General features: G+C 48.1%; 19 protein-coding genes and 3 pseudogenes. 12 read left to right on the top strand and 10 right to left on the bottom strand.

The genetic code is table 11. The features are described from left to right. Positions 1 to 18: 18 nt before the first annotated feature. From A3844_RS01290 to A3844_RS01275, 4 genes are all read right to left on the bottom strand, one after another. Positions 19 to 780 carry a DUF975 family protein gene (locus A3844_RS01290; protein WP_074106349.1) on the bottom strand — a complete coding sequence of 254 codons (762 nt, stop codon included), beginning with the start codon at positions 778 to 780 and terminating at the stop codon, positions 19 to 21. Positions 781 to 930: 150 nt separating this feature from the next. After that, positions 931 to 1,296 carry a (2Fe-2S)-binding protein gene (locus tag A3844_RS01285; protein ID WP_167374610.1) on the bottom strand — a complete coding sequence of 122 codons (366 nt, stop codon included), beginning with the start codon at positions 1,294 to 1,296 and terminating at the stop codon, positions 931 to 933. A gap of 94 nt (positions 1,297 to 1,390) precedes the next feature. Continuing rightward, positions 1,391 to 2,464, bottom strand: coding sequence for a helix-turn-helix domain-containing protein (locus A3844_RS01280; RefSeq protein ID WP_074106347.1), 1,074 nt, complete (start codon positions 2,462 to 2,464; stop codon positions 1,391 to 1,393). Positions 2,465 to 2,720: 256 nt separating this feature from the next. After that, positions 2,721 to 4,997: a preprotein translocase subunit SecA gene (locus tag A3844_RS01275; protein WP_074106346.1), complete on the bottom strand. Its 2,277-nt coding sequence runs from the start codon at positions 4,995 to 4,997 to the stop codon at positions 2,721 to 2,723. 254 nt (positions 4,998 to 5,251) lie between these two features. On the opposite strand from A3844_RS01275, the gene A3844_RS01270 reads away from it, so the two are divergent. Beyond that, complete coding sequence (locus tag A3844_RS01270) at positions 5,252 to 5,491, top strand: hypothetical protein (RefSeq protein ID WP_074106345.1); 240 nt, start codon at positions 5,252 to 5,254, stop codon at positions 5,489 to 5,491. 324 nt (positions 5,492 to 5,815) lie between these two features. Here A3844_RS01270 and A3844_RS33855 read toward each other — a convergent pair. From A3844_RS33855 to A3844_RS01255, 3 genes and pseudogenes are all read right to left on the bottom strand, one after another. Then, positions 5,816 to 5,875, bottom strand: a pseudogene (locus tag A3844_RS33855) (BBE domain-containing protein); the annotation flags it as partial. Positions 5,876 to 5,883: 8 nt separating this feature from the next. Continuing rightward, positions 5,884 to 6,192, bottom strand: a complete 309-nt coding sequence (locus tag A3844_RS33850) for a hypothetical protein (protein ID WP_341864873.1) — start codon at positions 6,190 to 6,192, stop codon at positions 5,884 to 5,886. 744 nt (positions 6,193 to 6,936) lie between these two features. Beyond that, entirely contained in the window at positions 6,937 to 10,737 is a 3,801-nt protein-coding gene (locus A3844_RS01255) for an endo-1,4-beta-xylanase (protein ID WP_074100896.1), read from the bottom strand. Positions 10,738 to 11,431: 694 nt separating this feature from the next. Here A3844_RS01255 and A3844_RS33845 point away from each other — a divergent pair. The 3 genes and pseudogenes from A3844_RS33845 to A3844_RS33935 form a co-directional block, all read left to right on the top strand. Further along, positions 11,432 to 11,875 carry a reverse transcriptase family protein gene (locus tag A3844_RS33845; protein ID WP_305953377.1) on the top strand — a complete coding sequence of 148 codons (444 nt, stop codon included), beginning with the start codon at positions 11,432 to 11,434 and terminating at the stop codon, positions 11,873 to 11,875. 15 nt (positions 11,876 to 11,890) lie between these two features. Next, complete coding sequence (locus A3844_RS33840; protein WP_305953376.1) at positions 11,891 to 12,730, top strand: reverse transcriptase domain-containing protein; 840 nt, start codon at positions 11,891 to 11,893, stop codon at positions 12,728 to 12,730. Positions 12,731 to 12,914: 184 nt separating this feature from the next. Then, positions 12,915 to 13,517: pseudogene (locus tag A3844_RS33935) on the top strand (transposase); the annotation flags it as partial. A 391-nt stretch (positions 13,518 to 13,908) separates the two neighbouring features. Here the strand turns inward: A3844_RS33935 and A3844_RS33280 are convergent. Next, positions 13,909 to 14,031: pseudogene (locus tag A3844_RS33280) on the bottom strand (sulfurtransferase); the annotation flags it as partial. 143 nt (positions 14,032 to 14,174) lie between these two features. Here A3844_RS33280 and A3844_RS01240 point away from each other — a divergent pair. Both A3844_RS01240 and A3844_RS01235 read left to right on the top strand, forming a co-directional pair. Beyond that, positions 14,175 to 15,089: a hypothetical protein gene (locus A3844_RS01240; protein WP_074106343.1), complete on the top strand. Its 915-nt coding sequence runs from the start codon at positions 14,175 to 14,177 to the stop codon at positions 15,087 to 15,089. 198 nt (positions 15,090 to 15,287) lie between these two features. Beyond that, entirely contained in the window at positions 15,288 to 15,836 is a 549-nt protein-coding gene (locus A3844_RS01235; protein WP_074106342.1) for a hypothetical protein, read from the top strand. 158 nt (positions 15,837 to 15,994) lie between these two features. On the opposite strand, the gene A3844_RS01230 is transcribed toward A3844_RS01235, so the two are convergent. Then, positions 15,995 to 16,882, bottom strand: a complete 888-nt coding sequence (locus tag A3844_RS01230; protein ID WP_074106341.1) for a sulfurtransferase — start codon at positions 16,880 to 16,882, stop codon at positions 15,995 to 15,997. 627 nt (positions 16,883 to 17,509) lie between these two features. On the opposite strand from A3844_RS01230, the gene A3844_RS01225 reads away from it, so the two are divergent. Further along, a complete protein-coding gene (locus A3844_RS01225; RefSeq protein WP_074106340.1) occupies positions 17,510 to 18,514 on the top strand; it encodes a phosphotransferase in 1,005 nt (334 codons plus the stop codon). On the opposite strand, the gene A3844_RS01220 is transcribed toward A3844_RS01225, so the two are convergent. After that, a complete protein-coding gene (locus A3844_RS01220) occupies positions 18,488 to 19,876 on the bottom strand; it encodes a cryptochrome/photolyase family protein (RefSeq protein WP_074106339.1) in 1,389 nt (462 codons plus the stop codon). The two genes, A3844_RS01225 and A3844_RS01220, sit on opposite strands and share 27 nt — an antisense overlap. Positions 19,877 to 20,136: 260 nt before the next feature. Here A3844_RS01220 and A3844_RS01215 point away from each other — a divergent pair, with 260 nt between their 5' ends. The 5 genes from A3844_RS01215 to A3844_RS01195 are packed head-to-tail and all read left to right on the top strand — an operon-like array spanning position 20,137 to position 23,661. Further along, positions 20,137 to 21,108: an ABC transporter ATP-binding protein gene (locus A3844_RS01215; protein ID WP_074106338.1), complete on the top strand. Its 972-nt coding sequence runs from the start codon at positions 20,137 to 20,139 to the stop codon at positions 21,106 to 21,108. Continuing rightward, positions 21,101 to 21,847: an ABC transporter permease gene (locus A3844_RS01210; protein WP_074106337.1), complete on the top strand. Its 747-nt coding sequence runs from the start codon at positions 21,101 to 21,103 to the stop codon at positions 21,845 to 21,847. Before A3844_RS01215 ends, A3844_RS01210 begins: the two co-directional genes overlap by 8 nt. Next, on the top strand, positions 21,847 to 22,221 hold the full coding sequence (locus tag A3844_RS01205; RefSeq protein ID WP_074106336.1) for a GntR family transcriptional regulator: 375 nt from the start codon (positions 21,847 to 21,849) through the stop codon (positions 22,219 to 22,221). Before A3844_RS01210 ends, A3844_RS01205 begins: the two co-directional genes overlap by 1 nt. A gap of 13 nt (positions 22,222 to 22,234) precedes the next feature. Continuing rightward, positions 22,235 to 22,936: an ABC transporter ATP-binding protein gene (locus A3844_RS01200; protein ID WP_074083581.1), complete on the top strand. Its 702-nt coding sequence runs from the start codon at positions 22,235 to 22,237 to the stop codon at positions 22,934 to 22,936. After that, positions 22,930 to 23,661, top strand: a complete 732-nt coding sequence (locus A3844_RS01195; RefSeq protein ID WP_074106335.1) for a hypothetical protein — start codon at positions 22,930 to 22,932, stop codon at positions 23,659 to 23,661. The genes A3844_RS01200 and A3844_RS01195 overlap by 7 nt, the downstream gene beginning before the upstream one ends. Positions 23,662 to 23,755 lie beyond the last annotated feature (94 nt).

The following is a 23,755-nucleotide window of genomic DNA, read 5'->3' as shown; positions in this document are numbered from 1 at the left end:
AATCTAGCGGATACGATTCTAAAAATAGGGTGTCGGTGCTAGCCGGAGTTCATATTCTGTTGTCAATTTATATGTAAGTGCAGTATGGCGTAAATCCAAGTAAAGCTCTGCCTTCGTGGCATTAATGTAGGGCTGAACGAATAAGACGCCGATGCCGAGTGCCAGCAGGCCAAGCAGAATCCATCCAAGAAAGCTCAGATCAAGCACAAACATGCGGAACTTATGTCCCTGTGTCATTTGCTTGCTTAATTCTACTGCACGGTTATATCCGATATTCGGATTGTCTGAAAGGATGTAAGGTACCTGACTATATGCATAGGATTTTACTATTCCTGGAATGATCAGTAACAGGAACCATAAGAAATTCAAAAAACCTCTCCAAAGCATAGTTAGAACTATAGCCCAATACCGTTCTTTATGAAACGCATAGCCGATATTGCCCATACGGACTTCACCCTCGGCAGCCTGCTTGAAGTAACGCAATGAACCTACTGTGAGAGGAGAACCAATCAGGATATGAAATGCAATTCCAATTACTGCGAATAAGCCAACTATGAATACTACGATAATAAGGAAGGGGCCTAAAATCCCCCAATCCATGTCATGTACAGAGTTCGACCATTCTGAACGAAATGACGAGGAACCCATTCTTTGAGTTAAGCTTGGGATACCCATGCCTTCTCCAAGTAAAACCAGTATTAAACTCACCACAAAAGCCTTCCAATACGAGATTCGGAGCACATCCTTAGCCCTTCGCTTTATTTCCTTACGATCCCACATCAAAACCTCTCCCTTTGTTTTGCATTTTGTTCTTTGACTTACAATAGATACCATAGATTATGCCAAAAAGAAACAATTAAATGCCATTCGCACAAAAAAAACCGCATGGGCAGCGGTCTCATCCTGCAGACTATTTACCAGTAGCTCCGTTTACTCCGGCGGCAGTATAGGACAGCTGCTGCAGTATCCATGATCCGCTCTGAGCTGATAAGCCAGACAGCAGGTCGCCTTAATAGATATAGTGTTGTGTGGAGGGTTGGGGTCTGTTCTGAATTTGGGTATGATGCGGAACGGATTGCTGTGAAGTCCGAATACCTCCGGTTCGAGTTCCCAGGTGATGGATTTGAATTGCTCGATGATAAGGTTGCGGGTGCTGTCATCTGCCGCATCCCGGGGTTCCTCTTCCATATAGGTATATAGCTGATTATAAATATGCTTCCATAGCATCACTGCTTTAGTCTGTGCGGCTTTGGCAAGAGCAAGAATAATCGGACTGACATCATTCTTATAAAACAAACCAAGCTCATCTAGTAATCCTTTCCCGGAAACCCTTTTGTGGCAGAGGCCGTCCCGATTTTCATGGACATGAAAGGAGAATACGGGGAACCCCTCAGTGCGGATGAGCTGTACAGACATGTTGCTTAGACACAAGGCATGAGCCACCGGGTGTGCCCTTTCCCCGATCGATCTGATCCCCATAGAGGATGAGGCTGTTAGGGAGGTAATATTCAGTCCAAGGATGGTCAGCCGGAGCTGCGCAGGGAATAATGTTCAGAGTAAGCAGTGCCCCAATCAGGCTGCCGTGGTAAGCAACCATTTTCAGCTTGGCATTTCGCATGAATGTTGCCGGAGCTACGCCGGTAATTTGCTTGAATTTGCGCCGGAAATAAGGGATGTCCTTATAACCAACGTAAGCGGCAATATCCTTCAATTCATAATTCGTTTGCGGCAACATAAGGCTCCTTGCTTGTCTAATCCGGTACTCGGTCAGGTATTCAATCGCGCTGATACCATATTTCTGCTTGAACAGTCTGATGAAATGCCTTTCGCTAGTGCCTGCCTCGCCTGCCAGCAGGCGGATGGAGAGCTCTTCACGGTAGTGTTGCTCTATATATGACTTGACCCGCTCCATCACAGCATCTGAATCGCTCAGCTGCAGCTGGCCGACATCGCTCAGCAGACTATACAGCAGCTCATAGAATCTGCTCTGGGCATGCAGCCGCTGCAAGGGATTTATGTTTCCCATGGAAGCGGCGATGGCTTCACAGTGTTTGCTGTAAGTAATAGTTGATGCAATCGCTGCTTCTCCTTCCATGGGGAAGGGGATATGAAGCTCCGATGAGCTTATCTGTTCCTGATCTTCAGACAGATCACGCTGACCAAATACATCAAACCGAAGAATGTATATCCTCTGGTCTCCTGAACCCTCTAGACGGGCTTCGATCAACTGCCCTGGTAGGCAAACAAAAGCAAATCCCGCTCTGAGTTCAGCATATTTTCCATCTACCGTTATCCAACCCCGGCCAAAGATTGGAATCAGGAGCATATGCGATTCAAGAAATTGTAGCCGAAGTGACCACTCTCCCTTGGGACTATCGTTCTGTGTGATGTTTCGAAGCCTGAACCACATTTGATCAATCTGTCCGAATGTTCCAGCAGTCAGTATGCCATCCTTATTAATCATTCATCGTACCACCTTTCGATATGCAACAAAACGCAAATACTTGCATCTGAGGCCGCGGGTCACTGGGATAAAGTATCCTGTGGGGGGGATATGAAGCTGGAGTGACTGGGTTAGCTATGAAGGGAATGTTCGTAATGATTGAATACATCGCCAAGCGGATAATAAGCATCAGCGATGTATTTTTGTGCCCCGAAGTCAACACGGAGTCAACGTTTCGCTTCGGAAAACATTTTCAGTTCTGAGAATAGTTCAGTCTTCAATATTTTGACAGCTTGAATACCGGCTTCATAATCATGCGAATCCAATAAGCAAATACAGTCGTTCCGGTCCATGAGCTGCGCATATTCTGGCTGTATTGATCGTTGATAATATACGTCCGAGTGGAAGTATGGCTCTTCAGACCGAACCTTTCCCACTCCGCCGGGTCATTCGAACCTCCGAGCCTTTCAAGCATATTTTCCGATGCACTATTTACTTTGGAAGGAATTTGCTCGTAGGCTTCGGTGATTTGCGCATGAAATTCGTCGATAGGATTACGGCTGGCAAGGCTCTCCAAGTGGATGCTTTCGCGAAGGTAAGAAATGTACGCAAGATGGTCAGCCCAGAACTCGTCGATATAAAAAAGCCGTACCCGCTGCTCCGCAGGGCTCATCAACTCTTCGCCCTTCAAAATGCGGAGCCGCTCTGCGTGTAGAATTCGCCTCTGATCCTCTACCATATCTGAATAACAGTTCAGTTCCTTGTGGATATCGAAGTTTTGGCCCATAACAATACGCTGAATACTTGTGATCTTGCTGCTTAGTAATGTCTCTTCAAGAGCCTCATCCTGCTTTGGAGCTCGAGCCGCTTTATGGATGCCGAAGCGATGCAGCAACTCGTCCTCCAAGCTTACATAAAAAACGGAATCTCCCGGGTCGCCTTGGCGGCCAGAACGCCCGCGAAGTTGGTCGTCGATTCGCATGCTTTCGTTTACATGTGTGCCAATCACATATAACCCACCCAGTTTAGCGACTACCTCTGCTTGCGCGGGGTCACCGCCGCCGAGCCGGATGTCGACGCCGCGTCCCGCCATATTCGTTGACACCGTCACGGCGCCAGTTTCTCCCGCTTTGGCGATGATCCCGGCTTCTTCTGCGTCGTTTTTTGCATTCAAAACATGGCAAGGTACACCGGCAACCGCTAGCGCCTTCGCCAGCATGTCAGACTCCTCAACACTTGACGTACCAATGAGAATGGGACGTCCCGACTTATGGACGGACGAGATTTCGTGTACAAGCGACTTAATCTTGGCTTCTTTATGGGTATAAATCCGGTGCGGATGGTCGATCCGGATATTTGGCCGGTTCGGCGGGATTTGCACGACCTCCAGCGTATAAATATCTTTGAACTCCATTCTGGAAGCATGCGCAGTAGCCGTCATTCCGCAAATCTGCGGATACAGGCTGATGAAGTGTTGAATGGTGATCGTCCCGAGAATTTTTCCACTGGCTGTGGAGGACAGCCCCTCTTTGGCCGTAAGCGCGGCTTGCAGCCCGTCCGGCAAATACCGGTTCTCCGCCACGCGGCCGGTATATTCTTCGATCAGCTCGATTTTTCCGTCACGGACGATGTAATCGACGTCTTTCATTAATAACGTTTCCGCATGCAGCGCGCAATTTAATGACGTCAGCAAGTGACTGTTATGGCTATCGTACAAATTGCCGCATCCCAGCAACGATTCCGCTTTCTCGGCACCTGCTTCATTTAAGTAAACGTTCCGCTGGAACTCGTCGAAGTCATAAAGCTCTGCTTGCTTGAGCTGCCGAGCTACTTCTGCAAAACGAAAGCCGTCGCTCCTGGAAGAGGCCGAATCGCCGCTGATGACTAGCGGCACCCGCGCTTCGTCGAGAAGCAGCGAATCCGCTTCGTCGACGATGACGTAATGGAAAGGACGATGCACGGTATCGGCTTCGCTTAGTGCAATTGTGTCACGCAAGTAATCGAATCCCGCTTCTTTAGCCGTAACATAGGTTATATCCTTGGTGTATGCTTCCCGTTTCTCGTACAGGCTCATGCCCGCTTGAACCGAGTTTACCGTTAACCCGAGGAAACGATAGACCGGGCCCATCCACTCCGCATCCCGCTTAGCCAAATAATCGTTAAAAGTCAGCACATGAACGCCTTTGCCGGTCAGTGCATTTAGATATGCAGGCATAACAGCAGAGAGTGTTTTTCCTTCACCGGTATGCTGCTCGATCAGAAATCTCTCATGTAGAGCAATGGCAGCCATAATCTGGACTTCGTAAGGCTGTAATCCGAGCTTTCTCTTCGCTGCCTCGCAGACTAACGCATAAGCATCGACAAGCAGCTCGTCCAAAGGTGTACCTGACCGCGCTTCTTTTTGCAGCCGGAGGGATTCCTCTTGGAGTCGCCCGTCATCCCAGGCTTCCATATTCCGTTTCCTAATGAGCTCCGTTTTGTCCCGATAGACCTTCAGCTTATTCTGGTTATCGAGGTTTTTGAATTTTTGCATGAACTTGACGGCTATATTCATATTAATGTGATCTCCCCTCGTTAGACATACGCTTAGTTTTGAACAACATTTGCGCTGATCTGTTGCTTGCCAGCAAATGCCCATGTGTCGAAAACCATGTGGTTGAAAGTAATGGCGATCGTAATGGCCATTTCCAATTATTGGTTGGTTGGATTGTAGCTTATGTATAGCACAATGTAAATACTATTTTGCATTTTGGGAGCTTCATAGAATCAAATAGCAGAGAGTGAATTGTTGAATAGGATAATGGTATTATGGCCTATGATGCTGCAGGCGGTTTTTTTGAACTCGATATGGGACGGTTTGGGGAGCTGTTGGGTGAGGAACTCACTGAATCACTGGAGATTTTGCATCAAATCCACATGCCAGACATCGATCCAGAGAAGGTGCTGGTCTGTTATTATACGGTTGAAGGGGCAGCATATAGCTGGACTTGGAGGTGTGACCGGAAGAGAGGATTTAATGCGGGATCATCTTTCTCCGCTTGTGGTTGAATCCGCGTTGACTTGATATTTCGCAGGGTGCTCTCTAGCACAAAAAGCCCACGCAGGACGCGGGCACTTCATGTTAACTATTCCCCAGTAGCCTCCGGGTTCTCCTCATAGCTAATCCAATCGCTCCAGCTCCCCGCATATAGATTCAAATTCAAATACAATAATACCCAGTCATCGCGGTGCAAGCTTTCATCCGTCATATTTTCAGAATAGTCTCCGCTTGAGTTAATTTCTTCATTTCCACACTTGCCTACCATAGATCGCTAACTCACGAAATGTCACAACCTAAATAAATTTACTTCAAACGCTGGCTTTGAAATGCACCTATGCTCTGCGAAATGGAGGAATACTTTGGGGATTGTAGAACACATTTCTAGGGTCATATTTAGCTTTTACTCTTCGTAATCTAGGGAATTCGTTCCATAGTAAACCGGTCCGGCATTTTTAATCCCTTGGTCAGGAACGTTTATATAGGATCCCACAATGAAGGGTTGTAACTTCCGGCATGTATTGCGGACTACGGCGATATTTTTAGCGGCTTTGGATTTCTTGATCCATGAGCTATTCCACTCTAAATAAAATTTCGCTTTACGCCAGAAGAAGGCTGTTGATTTAGGTAATTTACGGTTTACAGATCCCCCCAAATTCAGGAAAAAGAATCCGGCGTCTTTACCCTCTACATTCTCCAAAAATTCACGCATTGACTTAATTGCCTTATCCGGGAAAGGATTTCTGGCAAACCCACTAGAGAACTGGTTGCTGGACCTTTGGGTCAGCACCGGATCGGGAGCTAATAAAAAGCTCACTACTTGGGGAGTCGGTGGAAAAAAGATGTACCTGTTGAAAGGGTCTGTTGATTATGGAAATGCTGTTGTAACAACACAAGAGGTTTACAGCACAATGATTGATGAGTATGCATTCAATTTCATTGTTACATACACAAATGATGAGTCAAAGGCTGAAACGGATTAGATTTTGGAATCTGTATCTTTTAAATAAGAGAGGATGAAAATCAGTAAAGAGTTAAAGTTATCACTTACATACTTAATAAACGTCCCGATGGGGCAAAGGCTCCGTCATCCACCCTTGAGAGATAGAACGAATGAATGTAAGGGCATAGACCCAGTGTGACATGGGAGGGTAAACCCCAAGGGCGAATGTGGAGATTCACTATGCGATCATAATCAACTATCTACAGTTTTGGAATGAAACGATGCTAAGCTCTATTCCCGCCTACGCTCTTACAGAAAATCGTGGTGCAGACTACGTTCTCTACTAGTACCTCGCAAACTGTCAAGGTTGAAAAACTAAGGAAAAGCGGGTAAACAGGCGAAAACATCACTTTATAGTAGGAGAGATGTGTAGAGATGATGAGGGACTTTAATAAATGAAGCCTTCCCCCCGCGGCAATGGGGAGGAAGGCTTCTTTGTTGCGATGTCTGAACTTACATTAATTTAAACAATCCGTAAATGATAACTGCTGCTTGAGCGCGCGTTGCGTTGCTGGCAGGGGCAAATGTCCCGTCCACCATGCCGCTCACAATTCCGGCTTGTTGCAATGCTTTAATTGCTTGTGCTGCATAGACCGAAATGCTTGAATCATCGGCAAACTTGATTTCATTAACGGTATTTTGCAGCTTGATATTTGCCTTCGCTACGGCACGATACAGCATAGCGGCCATTTCCTGCCTGCTGATTGCATCGTTGATGCCGTAAGATCCGTCCGCTTTTCCGTTGACGATACCGAGCTGTTGAGCCGAAGCAATTGCTTGATAATTCCAGGTGCCTTCCTTCACATCTGTAAAGGTGCTGTTTGTCTTATCGCTGTTCAGATCAAGCACATTCATCAGCATTTGGATGAACTCGGCTCTGGTAACCTGATTGTTCGGCGCGAAAGCTCCAGTTTCAACTCCTGCAACAATACCTCGCGCTTCGAGAGCTTGGATGCTTTCCACCGCCCAAGGTACATTGTTCACGTCTTTGAATGCGGAAGCATTGGCCTTGGTGACGTATTTGCTGAAGTGCTTCGGAGTAAATTCGACTTTGCCCGTCGCTGTTTTGTACTTCCCATTTTTGACGATTTCCAGCTTGCCGTTATCATCGATGTTATAGACGACGACATTGTTTGGATTTTCACCCGGCTTCAGGGTGTAACCCATGCTGACTTTAACGTCATTTCCGGTGAATTTCGAAATTTTCGTGCCGTTGATGCTTAAGTTGAAATTGTAGACGGTATTTCCGCCTACTTGGCTCCTTGCTGCGTCGGACAGCGACGCCGGGTCTACGACGGCCACGGACAATTGAACGTTGCCGGTACCGCTCGCGTCGTTGTGCTTCAGCAATTTCGGATCGATTGTAACAGTTGCCAAACCAGTGTCGATGACGATCGATTGGATCTGATCCGAAAGTGCTTGAACTTGATCTGCCGGCAAGTTGACTTGAACTTCTTTAACGCCGGCAGCGGGTTGTACTTGAATCGTCACGGATTTGTCTGTTGATTGACTGACTCCTTGATGGAAATCACTCGAACTGATGGTTACGGAAGCTGTACCGTTGCTGTCCGGATGAGCCTTTGCAGTGATATGATTTTTATCAACTGTGATGTTAGATCCCTGCGTCGTAGTCGTGGTCGTGGTCGTAGGCATAGGTGTAGGCGTAGGCGTCGCAGCTTTGACTGTTACAACGCTTGTTGCTGTAAACCTGCTATCAACAGTCGTTGCGGTAATCGTTGCAGTTCCTGCTTTGACAGGAGTAACAACCCCATGGTTGTCCACAGTCGCAACGCTCGAGTCGCTGGAGCTCCACGTCACAGCTTTGTTCGAAGCGTTGTTCGGTAGAACTGTTGCCGTCAATGTTGCAGCGGTGCCCCCTGCTGTCAGCGATAAGGTCGATTGGTCAAGCGTAACCCCGGTTACCGATGTCGTAGTGGGAGTCGGTGCGGCCGCAAGTTCCAATGTGCCAATCTGGAATAGATCCTGATAAGAAGTCCCGCTAGCGTCGTTCCAAGCGTACGCGCCAATGCGCGCACCGTTCATCGCTTCGTTCACCTGAGTGTCAAAGCCGATCTGAGTGCCAATCGCGGGCGAAATTTGGATAAACGGAATCTTCATCTCGACGTTGTAGGAGTACGTATCCTCGTTGACCGTCGCAGAGGTCATCTTCGTTGCAATACCCTGATTATCCGTCATGCCTGCGTCTACCGACGCAAAGCCGTCATACCGAACGCGGTAATGTCCGGAAGCGTTCGAGTACATGGCGCTGGAGCCGTTCGTCAGGTCAACAACCACTTCGACTGAATCCTGTTCCCAAGGGTTTGCGTTCCCCTTGTCCAACGGTTCGGACGGATCTTTGGTCACCTGCGCGAGTACGTACAGGTTCGCGTTGTCCCACAACATGCGAGCGGTAGCGGCCGGCATGTGAGCATCCGCCTTCGTGTTACCTGCTTGCGTTACATTGATATTGATAGGCGTTGTCGAATTCCAAATGTCGTCTATTTTGCCGTCGATGTTGGGCGTTCCCTTCGCGGCTGTTGAGGTTTTGCCCCCAGCAGGCTTTGTCGGAGCGTGGTAATTCGCAAGGTAATTAGCCGGGTCAACCACAGCGTAAAACGCGTCTTTCGGGTACAGGTTGCCGTCGAACAGCAACGGGCTGCCTTCAGACAACCAGCTGTTGGTGTCTGTCAGCCCCCAGATGGAGATGCGCTGCACCGTGTCCTTGAAGTTGGGATCGGTATAAACCTGCATCAACCGCGCGTACTGTGCGGCTTGGGCTTTTACCTGCTCGGTTGTCTGCTGTTTGTTCGTTCCTGCGGAGATGTCCAGCTCGCTGATTGAAACTTTGACGCCGATATTCTTGAACATCTGTATCGTCTTTCTCTGATTGTTAGGGTTGGTGCCGAGGCCGTTATGCTCTTGCAAGCCGACGCCCTGTATGAGCTGCTTGCCAGGGTGATCCAAGGCCCAACGGTCATTAATGTCTTTCACCATGTCGCGAACTGCTGCGGCCTTATTCTGGTCATCCATGCTATAGTCGTTGTAGTACAACAGAACGTTGTAATTCGGCTCCGCCGCACGGGCGTACTTGAACGCCTGTTCGACGTAGTTCGCGTCCGTCGCCTTCAGCCACGGGGTGGATTTCAGGTAGCTGTGCCAGTCTGTCGGACTAAGAGAGCTGTCACGGACGGTGCCCCCCATCGCTTCGTTAACGACGTCCCACGAGATGATGTTCTGCGTGCTCGCGTTGAACTTGTCGTCAAAATGCGTTAGTACAGAGTTAATGTACGCGTTCATGTTCACATACGCCCCATCCGCGGTCAGACCTGGGTTGGATGGAGTCGAGTCGGAGCTGGAGATCTTATCGTTGTTCAGCCATGGAATCGATTGCCCTTCCCAGACGAGCGTATGCCCATGTATTTTTAGGCCATTGTCGATCGCGCTCTGAAGCTCTGTGTCCGCTTCGGTAAAGCTCAGATCCGCGATGTTATGCGTAGAGGCACTGGTGCCGATCAGCGAAGCTGGCTTCATCGCGTTCTCAGGCGTCACAACGCCGAACTGGGCTTTCAGGACTGGCATGATTGAGTCTTGCATGTAATATGGGCCGATGATATTGCCCATCAAATAATCCGGGTACGTATCCTTAATGCTTGGTAAGGTGAGTACATCCGGGTTAATCGTTGGTGTTGGTGCAGCACTAATATTATTTACAGTAGTTAATGTAGCCGCTCCACTTGATGTAAAGAGACCAACCGTTTGGTCGTCAAAGTTGGCTGTGTAAACAACAGTGCCACTCTCGTCTTTAATAACAAAGTTGTCGATGTAGTAAGTTATATTCTTGGCATCCGTATTTCCGCTATCACCTTTTTTAACATACTGGATATTGGAGCCACTTGTGTCTGTATAAGTATACGTCGCTGAGTAGGAATTCCAAGCTGGGCTTGCCGCGCTTAAAGCTCCTGAGTCTTTAATCCAGTTGTAACCGCTAGTTTGTAGAATAATGCCTGCCACATCTTGGTCAGGGGTGTATAAATCATATGAGAAGGTATAGGTTGTACCGGCAATGAGATTTAAGCCGCTTGCTCCTGTAGGTATTTGCACGCCATCCCACTGTTTCCCGCCTGTGGTTTGAACTTTTAAGACATAATTTCCGTTCGTACTTGCGGCACTTGCCTTTTGCGCGATCCCAAACTGCGGCAAAAACAATGCAACCGCAAGCACTAACATCAAAATCTGCTTAATCCGTTTGTTCATCGTGTTACTTCCCCTCCCAAAATAAATATTATATAGCCTCCCGGCATTCGCCGAGGCTTGCGGCACAAGGGTTTTCTTGTACCACCACCCTGTCGATAAATTTGGCAACCTAGTAAAAGCGTTTACATTTTTACTGAAATATGTCCTCCTTTCGAGAAATAACAACTCAATAATAATGCAAATGAAAGCGCTTTACAGTACATAAATTAAAGAAGGAACCACTAGATTTTATAGCTCAACTTTCGGTGCGACCAAGCTAGGTTGTGGAGTATAGCAGGTGGAAATCCTGTTTGGAAAGGCTAAAGACAAGCCACCAATAGCGAGTCTTGGACGGTTGGAAGCAATTTCAGACATTACGCGTAGACAGCCAGAAAGTAGGCCTGAAAGTGATTGAGCCTCGAAAAGAGTAAGCCGGAGAGGTCGACGTTTTCGAAAGTACGGAAGACAATATTTATCCATGCGTTAACGGCAAGCATGGATAAGCTCTCCAGGGGTCGTAGAGCCAGGCATGCTTTACAATGAATTCACAGCAACTTGGCAAACGACCGATCACAAAGAAGAATGTCAAATGGCGAACAGGGGTCGGATCACTGCGTACTACAAATGAAACCTAGTAATGTCCGCGAAGGAAAGGCAGTGACATATCATCGATTTTGTTACAGACACATTTTCTACACACAGGGGTAGGTTGAAAGTGCAAACAAAACTGGCAAGAATAGCAAAGATTGCAAAGCAAAATCCGAAAGAGCAATTCACATCGCTGAATCACCTCGTGAATGAGGAACTGCTGACACAATGCCACCTTGAACTAGGCGGTAGCAAAGCTACGGGTGTCGACCAAGTTACGAAGGCAGTATATGAGGAAAATCTGGAATCAAACATCAAAGACTTGGTAGAACGGCTAAAGAGGAAGAGCTACCGACCACAACCTGTAAGAAGGGCCTATATACCCAAGGACGAGAAGAACACAAGACCGCTCAGAATCCCTTCCTACGAGGACAAGATTGTGCAATTGGGGCTGAACAAGATCCTTCAAGCCATTTACGAGCAAGACTATCTGAACCTATCCTATGATTTTCGCCCAGGGAGAAACTGTCATGACGCACTGAAAGCATTAAATCGAAATATCGAATACTGAAGAACCAGCTACATCGTGGATGCCGACATTCGTAGTTTCTTTATGAAGGTCAATCACGAATGGCTCATGAAATTCCTTGGAGTAAGAATTACAGATCCAAATATCCAAAGGCTAATCAGACGTTTCTTGAAAGCCGGGATCATGGAACAAGGGAGATGGGAGCCGACGGAAGCCGGAACCCCTCAAGGTTCAATTGTGTCGCCGATATTGGCAAATCTCTATCTGCATAACGCCTTAGACTTATGGTTTGAGGTCGCAGTGAAGAAAGCATGTCGTGGCGAGGCCAGTATGATCAGATACGCCGATGATTACGTGTGTTGCTTTCAGTGCAAGGATGATGCAGAACGATTCTATGAGGCACTAATCAAACGGTTGGCCAAATTCGATCTGGAAATTGCAGAAGAGAAGACGAAAATTCTGGAGTTTGGACGATTTGCCGAAGAGAACCGGAAACGAAAAGGACAGGGAAAGCCCCAAACGTTTGATTTCCTAGGCTTTACTCATTATTGCAGCAGAAGCAGCAAGGGCAAGTTCAGAGTGAAGAGAAAAACGAGTGGGAAGAAGTTCAAATCGAAAGTGAAAGCATTCAAGAATTGGCTGAGAACGGATCGCCATCAAGACGTGAAAGAACTAATGAAGACGATACGAGCCAAACTAATTGGGCATTATCGCTACTCTGGAATAACGGACAACAGCAGAGCAATGGCCGTGTACAAATTCCAGATATCTAAAACGTTACTGAAATGGTTGAATCGCAGAAGCCAGAGAAGGAGCTTCACGGCAGATAAATATAACCTTTTCCTGCAGCGTAATCCTTTACCGGAACCGAAAATCTACGTGAATATATACGGATAATCCATGCAGTATTGCGAAGGATGATTTGAGGAGCCGTATGCCTTAATTGGGCACGTACAGATCTGAGAGGGGCGTGATTCGCGAGTTTCACGTCTACTCGACCAGAGACAAAATCTGCTTAAGAGCAGGTGCTGTTTAGACTAAAAGTAAATGGAATCGTAGTCTTGGCGAAAATAGAAAAACACCGCTTCGTCTGTTGGAGAGCAAGAAAGGTGAGGCGTTTCCCGGTAAGGATGCCGTGTACCGTTTCTTGAATCACAGCGGCTATGCCTGGCGTCGATTTCTGTTATCGCTGAGCGGCGAGACGATCTATCGCATGGAACCCCTCACCTCGGCGAACCGGAATACCGCGTTCATTTTTGACGATTCCATGTTTGAACGCAACCGGAGTAAAGCCGTCGAGATGCTGGCACACTTTAAAGATCATCAACGGGTTCCTTCTACAAAGGCTTCCGCATTTTGGCCACGGGGAGGTCGGACGGACAATCCTTTGTTCCTATGGACTTTGCCCTGCTCAGATCCGCAAAGTCCAGCATAAACGGCATGATGGAGGGCATCGACAAGCACAGTCATGGCTACAAACGTCCTCAGGAAGCGCTATGTTCGGCTCCGCGGGTGATCGCAGCCATGCTGGATCGAGCCATACAAGCGGGCATTTCGGCACCCTACGTACTCAAGGATAGTTGGTTTACGCATGCGCCGCTCATTCAAGAAGTAATCCGTCGCGGGTTGCATGTCGTTGGCATGGTCAAGAGCGATTAACAAGCGCTATCTCGTGACGGGGAAGCCCACGCCACTAATACGCCGGATTGTTGAACCCATTCGCACTCGTGGTACGGTTCACCTCGATTAATTCTAAACGATTGCTATGATGGCTGACTTCGTGTTGAATCCTTTCACATAAGTTTAATGCGTTGACTTCTAATGAAAACTTGTTGTCAGTTTGAACCATCCAATGGTATACCATCAATTAATATTTAAATAGACCAGAACTCTCCAACGAGAAATTCTGGCCTTCTATTAGACATTACTTGAGATACGAGTATGCGTTCGGTATGGTATGCCGCCAGTATGTACTTTCAGCAACCGCGTGTTGACTTCGTGTTGATTAGAAGTCATAAAAATACAGAGCAATGGAGGTCATCTCACCATGCTTTGTATTTGGACTTAGCTTACTGTTATACGTTTATCGGCTTTTCTTCGTCTCCGGTTGCTATGGGTTTGTACCCGTAGCTAATCCAGTCGCTCCAGCTCCCCGCATATAACCGTACGTTGTTGAACCCTGTCTTCATAAGTGCCATGTCCTGGATTCTATTCGGGGGGATCTGCTAGGACAAATCAACAGGCTGCCTATATGATCCATGTCCTGATGGGTGATAATAAGCCCAATAAACGATATAATCTCCGTAAAGCTCCATTCTGGATAGAAAAGGTGAATCACGATATGAATCCATTTACTAGAAAAGTCAAAGTGCCTTACATCAGATTCCGCAAAGCCAACACCCTCCGAAATGACTCGACCCAGCATGACTGGGAGCACTGGGCGGGCTACCGGGATCAGATTCAGCAAGTTCTGGAGCAAACGCTGGAACATAACCGCTGCGGGCGCGGGCATATTTTACTGCTTGGGGCCGGGAACGGAAACGATGTGCCCATTTCGTACATCGAGTCTATATTTGAGCGGATCACAATCGTCGATATTGATGAAAAAGCACTGGACCGCTTTCTGGCCAAGTCGGCGCACCCGGAAAAATACGAACGGGCAATTATTGATTTTACTGGAGTAGGAAAGGAAGTGTCATCGCCGGATGACTTGAAAGCAAAGGTTGACGAATTGCAGCCAAATGTGGATTTCTCGCCGTTGCACCCTCCTTTTGACGTGGTCATGAATTTATGCTTCACGACGCAGCTCATCTCCGCCTTTTTTTACCGGAAGAAAAACAAGGTTGCCCATACGCCAGAATTCAGCGCTCAGCTGGATCGGCTGCTAGAACGGATCCATATCAATATCTTTCAATCTTTGCGGGGCCTCCTGGCACCGGAAGGGGGGATTGTCCATTTAACCGATACTTTGCTGCTTCAGCACATCAAAACAACCGGCTATACCAGCCCGGCTGCTTTTAAGACTTTGGAGCTGACGGGAGGGAATCACCGGGAAAACTTGGACCTGATATACGGGCATCTGCCGGAGATGGCAAAACAAGGCTTGTGCCTGCCGGGGGCGTTTGTCCACGTTCATCCGCAAATTATGCGGTTGTATAAAGTTGAATTAAGTTTTTCGCTGCTGTGGGAGTTCGTCCATGACGAATATGAAGACAGGGATTACTTTGTGAGCGCGCATGTGCTGACCAAGCTGTAGCGGAAGGTAACCGACCCGGCCTTTAGCTGGGACTGACAAATGGGGGACGGATCCTGGGGGAAGCGGTCTTGGCACTCAGTGAAAATTGTGCTTGCGTTTATTTACAACTTGGATACAATTCGGCTTCAAGATGGATACAATCGGCTGTTAAGATAAGCTCGAACAAAGAAAACAAGACACGAAGGAGAGGAATCAAACATGCGTCACCCCCAATGGATCGCAGCTTCAATCGCCACAAGCATACTTTTCACTGGAATATCTGCTCAGCCGTCCTCGGCAGCCGGTAATACGGAAAGACAGGCAGCGTCTGTCGCTTCGAATTCCGCCGCAGCCTCCCAAAAGCTGAACTTCACGGTGAGCGATGTGCCTTATTCGTCCGCTGAGTACAAAAAGATCATTCAAGCCTTTGCTTCTTTCGACGGATTCGAAACCGCCTACGTGCCTACCCGGATGATCACAGGCGATTCCTTCTCAAAAGTATGCGTTGCCGGTGACAGCGTTACCTTTTTCTTTAAATACATGAGAGTTTCCGTGTCCCCGCGCGATTATTCCCACAGCTATAAAGGCACCGTAGTCACATTGCCTGAATCCAATAATGTGAAGGGTAAATGGTACAAAGTAAACGGTACCGACATGCTGACGTTCCCTTTGAAGGACCGGTACGTTACCATCTTTGCTCCTTATCATTCGTTAAGCAAAACCAAGCTCGAGCATGTGGCCGTAGATGTCAGCAAATACGCGCCTTGAGTCTGTTCGGCCATTGTAACATGCACAAATAGCTGGAAAAGCACAGGGAATTCGTGTTTTTTGAAAACAAGGTGCACCGCCAGTGTAGCGGTAATCAGCACAAAAAGCCCGCGTCGGGCGAGAACCCGGCGCGGGCTTTTGCATGCTTATGCCATTGTTCATTCCTCTCCCGTAGCCACGGGATTCTGCTCATAGCTGATCCAGTCGCTCCAGCTGCCGGCATAAAGTTTCACGTTCTTGTAACCTGCCTTCTCCAGCGCCAGTACATTCGGGCAGGCGGTTACACCGGAGCCGCAATAGACGATGATCTCGCGGTGTTTGTCCAGTCCGGCAAAATGCTCCGTCAGCTGTTCGGAATTCTTAACGCTGCCATCTGCATTCTGCGTCTCTTTCCAGAAGAAATTAACCGCTCCCGGAATATGCCCGGCTGTCTTGTCCAGAGTCTCATTCATGCCTTGATAGCGGTCATTCGCACGGGAGTCGATTAGAATCGGGAGGGCAAGGGCAGAATCCGCAGCAGTAGACGAAGCGTGCAATGCAGCATCAATGGTCTGTTCAGATATCCGGCGCACCTCATCAACGCCAGCCAGCATCTGGACCTGGACCTTTGGCACAAAAGTACTTGGAACGCGCACCGGCTGATGATCCGTGACCGGGAACTTCTCGGCTTTCCAGGCACTGAATCCGCCTTCTAGTATATATACTTGTTCATGCCCTAGATAACGAAGCAGCCACCAGAGCCGCGCAGCGTTCATTCCGTTCTCATCATCGTAGGCAACAACACGTGAATCGTTGCCTATCCCGAGTTTGGCTAGTCGTGCGGCAAGCACCTCCGGGTCGGGTAGAGGGTGGCGCCCGCCATGCTCCCCTAACGGGGAGGACAGATCCAGCTCTAAATCGAGATAAATTGCGCCCGGAATATGCTCCTGTTCATAGCTCTTCCGTCCAGCATCTGGCTTACCAAGCGTAAACCGGCAATCCACAATCGTCTGCTCCGGCTCATAGAGCCTTGCCAGCAGCCAGCGTTTGGAAACAGTAGCGTCCATTAGAATCCCATCCTTTGCTCAATCAATATGAAGTTTATTATAGCGGAAAAACCGGGGATTGGCAGGATAAGCTCCAAAAATAGCTGATTCCGGACCACAAACTGGGCCTCGACGGCAGCGGTTGCCGGCGGCAGCCCATGCTTTGTTTCCAGATCAGAATCGGTTTGTCATCCTTCGGCCCATAATATACAGCTTTGATATGCGTGGAAGGGTCTGTGCGGTTGCCATTTAATTGTTCAAGGTCTATTGTGTCATCCCCGTTGCCAAGGCAAGATCTCCGCAGACTTTTTGATTTTGATGACCGGCCGCATAGGAGTGATATAAAAGATACCGTCACCCTCCATTTCTTCAAAAGGCAGTCTGCTGCTCTGTTTCAGCTTTTTCTTGCGCGGTGAAATGTAACCCTGGCCCAGCTTTCCGTTCTGCCAAAGACCTCACTGATAGGGTCTAAGTGAAGTAAGTGTTTTTGGCGATTTGACATAGCCAGACACTGATTTTACAATTGCCCTTGAACTGATTAATATTTTTCAAGATGTGTTCTACATCAGCCACATGTTCACCACCTTACATATAAGATCTGCTCATGGGAGATTCGTTACACAACAATTAAGAGAGGGGCATAAGCCTATGGAGAAAATGATAAGCCAGGCTTGGCCGGCTTGGAATGGAACGCTGAGGAAGCGGAGCGGCGGCTGGAATAATACAACCTATTTTGTGGAAAATAGTGCTCACCACGCCGTACTCCGCATTTATGATACGCACAGGGATCGAGACAAAATAAAATTTGAGCATGCCGTGCTGCAAAAACTGGGAGGGCTTGATTTACCTTTCAAAGTACCGGTACCGATCTGCACCCCAGCTGGAGATACAGTAGTTCAGCTGAAGGATGCGGACGGCAAATTTGCCTGCTTGTTCAAATATATCGACGGAGATTCACCGGCGGAAGAGGAGAATGGATATATCGAATCCTTCGGGCAGGCTGCGGGTTGGTTATCCACTGTGCTGTCTGACATCAATCCTGAGCTGGCTCCAGTGTACAAGCCTTATTATGAGCTGAGGCCGGCTTATCCACTATGCACCTCAGAAGTAATCCTTGAGCTCTGTCTGAAGCCGCCAGTACCGTTTGCAGATCTTGCTCCAGAGCTTAACATGCTGTACGAAGCTTATGACAACATCGCGGTTTCGCTGACCGAGCTGCAAGAACTGCCGCATCAGCTGGTGCATGGGGACCTGAATGCTTCCAATCTGCTGGTAGAAACAACAGATCACCGGCAAGTAGCCGCGCTGCTCGATTTTGAATTCTGCACCTTCGATGTCCGGGCGATGGAGCTGGCGGTTATTCTGTCCGGGCTGCTGGGGCATGCGGAGGAAAAGGCAGCAGTCCGGGATTTTTGCCGGGGCTTCAGCCGCCATATCCGTCTCTCAGAAGCAGAAATTAAGGCTATTCCAGTGCTGATGCTGCTTAGAAAAGTAGATGTTTTCCTTCATTTCGTCACCCGATATCTGGAAGGGACCGATGAGGCGCATGTGCTGCAGGAGCAGGTGAAACTTTTGTCAGAAGACATCTTTCAGTTATCGGCGGGGACTTCACTTATTCTAGAGATTCTAAAGGAAGAACAAGAGGGAGCTTGAAGCTGCTTTTTTTTTACTTTGAAGAATCTGCTTATAGGTTTCAATTGCCAGTGCCCGTGAACTTTTTAGATCAACAATCGCTCCAGGGCGGGGGAGATGGATTTCTTTGTCCGACAATTCTGTTAGCTCCGGCAGCCAGGTGCGGATATAGCTTCCGCTTGGATCATGAGTCTGTGATTGGGTTACCGGATTCATAATTCTGAAGTACGGGGAGGCGTCAAATCCAAGAGATGAGCTCCACAGCCAGCCGCCCCGGTTCAGCACATTATCGTAATCGCTAAGCTTCAGCCGGAAGTACCGTTCTCCGTAAATAAACGGACAGCCCAGATTCTTGGTGAGAAACATCGCGGTAATCATCCGCAGGCGGTTCGGCATCCAGCCCGTTTCGTTCAACTGGTGCATAGCCGCATCAATGACTGGAATACCTGTGTTTCCCTGGGACCAGGCTTCAAAATGTCTGGTACCCAGACTAGTTAGATCAAAGACATTCTCATAGTTGAAAAAATCAGCATCCAGGCGGGCCTGAAGTAGGTAAAAATCCCGCCAGGCCAGCTGCCGCAGCCATTCTTCCGCTCCGCGTTCTTCCTCCGTCAACCTTGTATAGATCATCCGTACTGAAATCGCCCCTGTATTCAAATACCGGCTGATCCGGCTCGTGCCATCCTCCGCATATTTATCGCGTCTCACCGTGTAATCCTGTAGATTCTCACTAAGGAAATGATCGAGTTTACGATACGCGTCCAGGTCATTTGTCCGTGAGGATAGCTGCCTGAGCAGGCGTTCAACCTCATCAGGAACCCTGAAGGTGGTTGCTACACTTTGCTCCAGGCTGGCCGTTTGCAGATCCTTTATGCCCGTGGAATAAGGAGGACGGAAACGTTCTGTAAGGAAGGTGCGCCAGCGGCGGTAAAAGGGTGTAAAGACCTTGTATGGCTCCGCCCGGCCGCTCCACTCCATGAATTCATCCAGGTCACAGAGCATGCTGCCGGAATACGTTTGAAAACGGATGCCAAGTGAGGATGCTGTAGCATTCAACTGCTTGTCCCTCTTTACGGCATACGGTGTGTAATCTGTATGAACTAATATTTGCTCAATGGGATGGGTCTGTACCAGCTTCTTAACGACTATGTCAGGCTCTCCGTACAGAATATGCAGCTGTTTACCTGCCAGAATGTAGTCCTGGTGCAACCGTGCAACTTGCGTGAGAAAGTTATAGCCGCTGTGTTCAAGATACCGCTCCTTACGCAGCAGGAAAGGGTCAAGGATCAGTACATGCAAGCTGGCTACACCAGCAGAATGGATGGCATCAAAGGCTGGTAGATCGATCGTCCGCAGATCTTTGCGGTGAATGAAGAGTATCATAAGAACGGGTTCCTTTCTGAACTTGACTGATCTTTTGATCATAGCGGGGCTGTACAGCTTCTGCAAGCCAAATACGTTATTACACGCAACCTACTGAAAGATATCAATTTCCTCCATCAGAAGTACAGCCAGACTCCGGATATTAAGACTGGAATAATTAGGCTTTACAAAACCAGAGAATCGGTGTACTATTTAACTAACACACCGGTACAATAGAGTGTTCAACCGGAAACATTTGATTTCAAATCCAGGAGGGTGCCATGAGTCAGATTGCTTATCATGTTGAATCATCAGGTTTTGCGAACGCGCCGATCGTATTGCAGATGAATGAGGTTAGTAAGATTATCAAAGGGCAAGCCATAGTGAATAAGCTGTCCTTTGATATCCGTAAGGGAGAAATTGTCGGGCTGCTAGGACCTAACGGAGCCGGGAAAACAACCACCATCCGTATGATGACGGGTCTAATCCGTATGTCGGAAGGAGATGTGCTGGTTGACGGACACAGTATCCGCAATGACTTCAACAAGGCCATCGCCCACATTGGCGCGATCATCGAAAACCCTGAGTTCTATCCCCATCTGACGGGTTATGACAACCTGAAGCAATATCAGCGGATGAGTGACGGCATCACGGATGCACGGATTGATGAAGTGGTAGAGCTGGTCGGCCTGCAGGAAGCTATGGGCAAGAAGGTAAAAGCCTATTCCCTGGGGATGCGCCAACGGCTGGGGATCGCCCAAGCGCTGCTGCAAGCACCAAAGCTGCTCATCCTTGATGAGCCTACAAACGGGCTGGACCCTGCGGGAATTCGTGAAATGCGAGAATATATGCGCACCATCGCTGAGGTGGAAGGTATATCGATACTGATTTCGAGTCATATGCTTGCGGAGATCGAACAAATCTGCCACCGTGCGGTTGTAATACAGAATGGCCAACTGATCGCAGTAACTCCGCTAGGAGAAGAAGTGAAGGCTGGGGGCGAAATTCCCCTTGCCATCCGGGTAGATAAACTGGAAGCTGCGCTTACGGTTATCAGAGCACAGTCAGGAGTTCAGTTCATTCGGACGGATGAGGCGAATTCTGAAGTCCTGGTCAGTATGAAGGACAATGAAGTACCGGGGCTAGTAGCAGCTTTCAGTGAGGCGAGAGTAGGGGTCTACCGTATTACAGATAACAAACAGAGTCTTGAAGAAGAATTCCTCAAATGGACAGGAGGGAACCGCATTGCGTAAATTTAACAATCTGGTGCTGAACGAATGGCTTAAATTATCGAAGAAACGGACTTTCTTTGTAGCCTATGCTCTTTTAATCGTATTGCCGTTTTTGGTAGGGTACATTGTGCATTCCGTTGCGGCAGAGCTTTTTGCTTCCGGGCCTGCGTTTGCGGCGGAAATGATGATGCCGACGGCTATTGGCCAAGTGGTGAGTATTCTGGTCATTATCGGGACAGCGGGTATTGTCACCAAGGAATACAGCCAGGGAACGATCAAATTCCTGCTGATCCGTGCGCGTAGCCGTACCGCCATCCTGGCCTCCAAATATATGACCGTCCTGCTGTACGCACTCAGCCTGACTGTAGTAACTACTATAGCAGTGTATGCTTCTGGCAGTGTGTGGTTTGGAATGGATGGAGATCGCCTGGGCATTGGTGACGTTCTCACTTCCGTGCTCTACAACAGCGTGTATCTTGTGATGTACACTGCGCTGGCTTTTATGATTGGAATATTGACTACCTCTACTGGCGTAACCATAGGAAGCACGATGTTTGCTATTACAATTAGTAATATGGTCATTTTCCGCGATTTCTACAAATACGTATTATTTCCCAACATGAATCTGGCTGCTTATGAAGGAGGAGGAGCACCGATTCCAGGAATGACGCTGCATTTCTCCATTCTGGTGCTGTCCGTATACTTCGTGCTGTTTCTTCTGGCGGGATTTATGGTGTTCAGACGAAGGGACGTTGCTTGATGACCATAGAATTTGACAACAATCAGCCGATTTATCTCCAGATCATGAATTATATGAAAGGGGAGATCGTTACTGGAAAGCTGAAACCGGGCGACAAAATCCCCTCCGTACGTGAATTGGCCGCTGAATTACAGATTAATCCGAATACGGTGCAAAGAACCTTTCAGGAACTGGAGCGTGAAGAAATCGTGGAAACCCGGCGTGGGATGGGCAGATATGTGACCGGTAATGAACAGACTATTCTTACTATTAAAAAAGAGATGGCACAGGATGTGCTGGAACGATTTTTCCGCGGCATGCAGGAGCTGGGTTTTCAGAGTGAGGAGATCCTGACGGCTGTAGCAGAAAATATTGCTTCTAGGACTAAATCATAGGGGGATTGTTTCAGTGGACAGGATACTTCAAGTTGAAAATGTGACCAAAAAATACGGTTCCAAGCATGCCCTGAACGGAGTTTCCTTGGAACTCGGCGCCGGTAAAATCGTCGGCCTGCTCGGCAGCAATGGTAGTGGAAAAACTACACTGATGAAGCTGATTGCCGGGCTTGCCCAGCCGACTTCGGGGAAGATTTCTGTGTTGGGTGTTCCGGTGGGGGAAGCGAGTAAATCGCTGGTGTCTTTCATGCCAGACTGTCCCTTAACAGAATCATGGATGAAGGTGGGAGATGCACTTAAGTTTCAGCAGGACTTCTATCCAGACTTTGATCTAGGCAAAGCAAAGAACATGCTGGAATTCATGAAATTAAGGGAAAGTGACAAGGTCAGTACCTTGTCCAAGGGAATGAGTGAACGCCTGCAGCTGACCATGGTGCTCTCGCGCAGAGCCAGCTTATATATTCTGGATGAGCCTATCGGCGGAGTTGACCCTGTGGCGCGGACAAAAATACTTAATGCGCTAATGGAGTTCTACGAGGAAGACAGTACGATCCTGCTATCCACGCATCTTGTGACCGACATTGAGCGAATATTTGATGAAGTGATTTTTATCAAAGAGGGTGAGCTTGTCCTGCATAGCGAAGTAGAGGATCTCAGGCTCCAGCGGGGGAAAAGTATCGATGAGCTGTTCAGAGAGGTGTATGCAGAATGTTGAAGCTGATGAAATATGACTTGAAACGCAGACAGGAACGGATCCTCGCTTACTTCGTCATTATGCTGCTTGTCCAGGCTGGAATATGGATTTCGAACAGCTCTATGGGGGTTGATCTGCTCTCCTATAATATGATGGCATATGGCGTTTTTGGTTGTACCCTGCTGCTCTTTGCCTTTTTCAACTATATCCGTTACTTAAAGTCATATGCCAGAAGGCTTGTGCCGGTAGGTACTTTACAGAATGTTCTCTCACCGCTTTTGCTCAATTGGATTCTTCTGCTGCTGGTGACGGGTCTTGCCGCGATCCATCTAGGTCTATATATTCTGGTTTACTCCTCTGATTTTCTACCGGTGAATTTCTGGCGGGTGGCATCATGGTGCATATTCAATCTCCTATGGACCGCCGGATTTGAACTGATCCTCTTAATGTTTGCCGTCACCATAGCTAAAAGCCTTCGGGTAAAGGGGACCATCTGGATTGCTATCGCTGTTTTTGCAGTGATCGAGAACGGAATAAGCTTTATTGAGAATCAGTTTTGGGGAAGCTACATTAGTGCACTGAATAACGCATTCCAGTTTAAGGTTTATGAGGCCTCTGCAATACGTACCGGACTGAAACTATCCGATATCGGAACTAACTTCTGGGCTCTGATCTTTGAGGCTGCTGTTGGAGCCATACTTATTTATGTAATGAAGCTATTGATCCAGAAAAGGATTGAAGATTAAATTTCATAGTTCCGGGAATGTTCAAATGGAATGCAAAGGAGCGAAAGTATGGCCATGGGCTGTGCTTTCGCTTTTGCGTATGTATACTTCAGCT

Source organism: Paenibacillus helianthi, from assembly GCF_001909055.1.
Lineage (GTDB): Bacteria > Bacillota > Bacilli > Paenibacillales > Paenibacillaceae > Paenibacillus_AQ > Paenibacillus_AQ helianthi.
The sequence above is the reverse complement of the archived record's forward strand: the minus strand, read 5'-3'. Positions and strand labels throughout refer to the sequence as shown.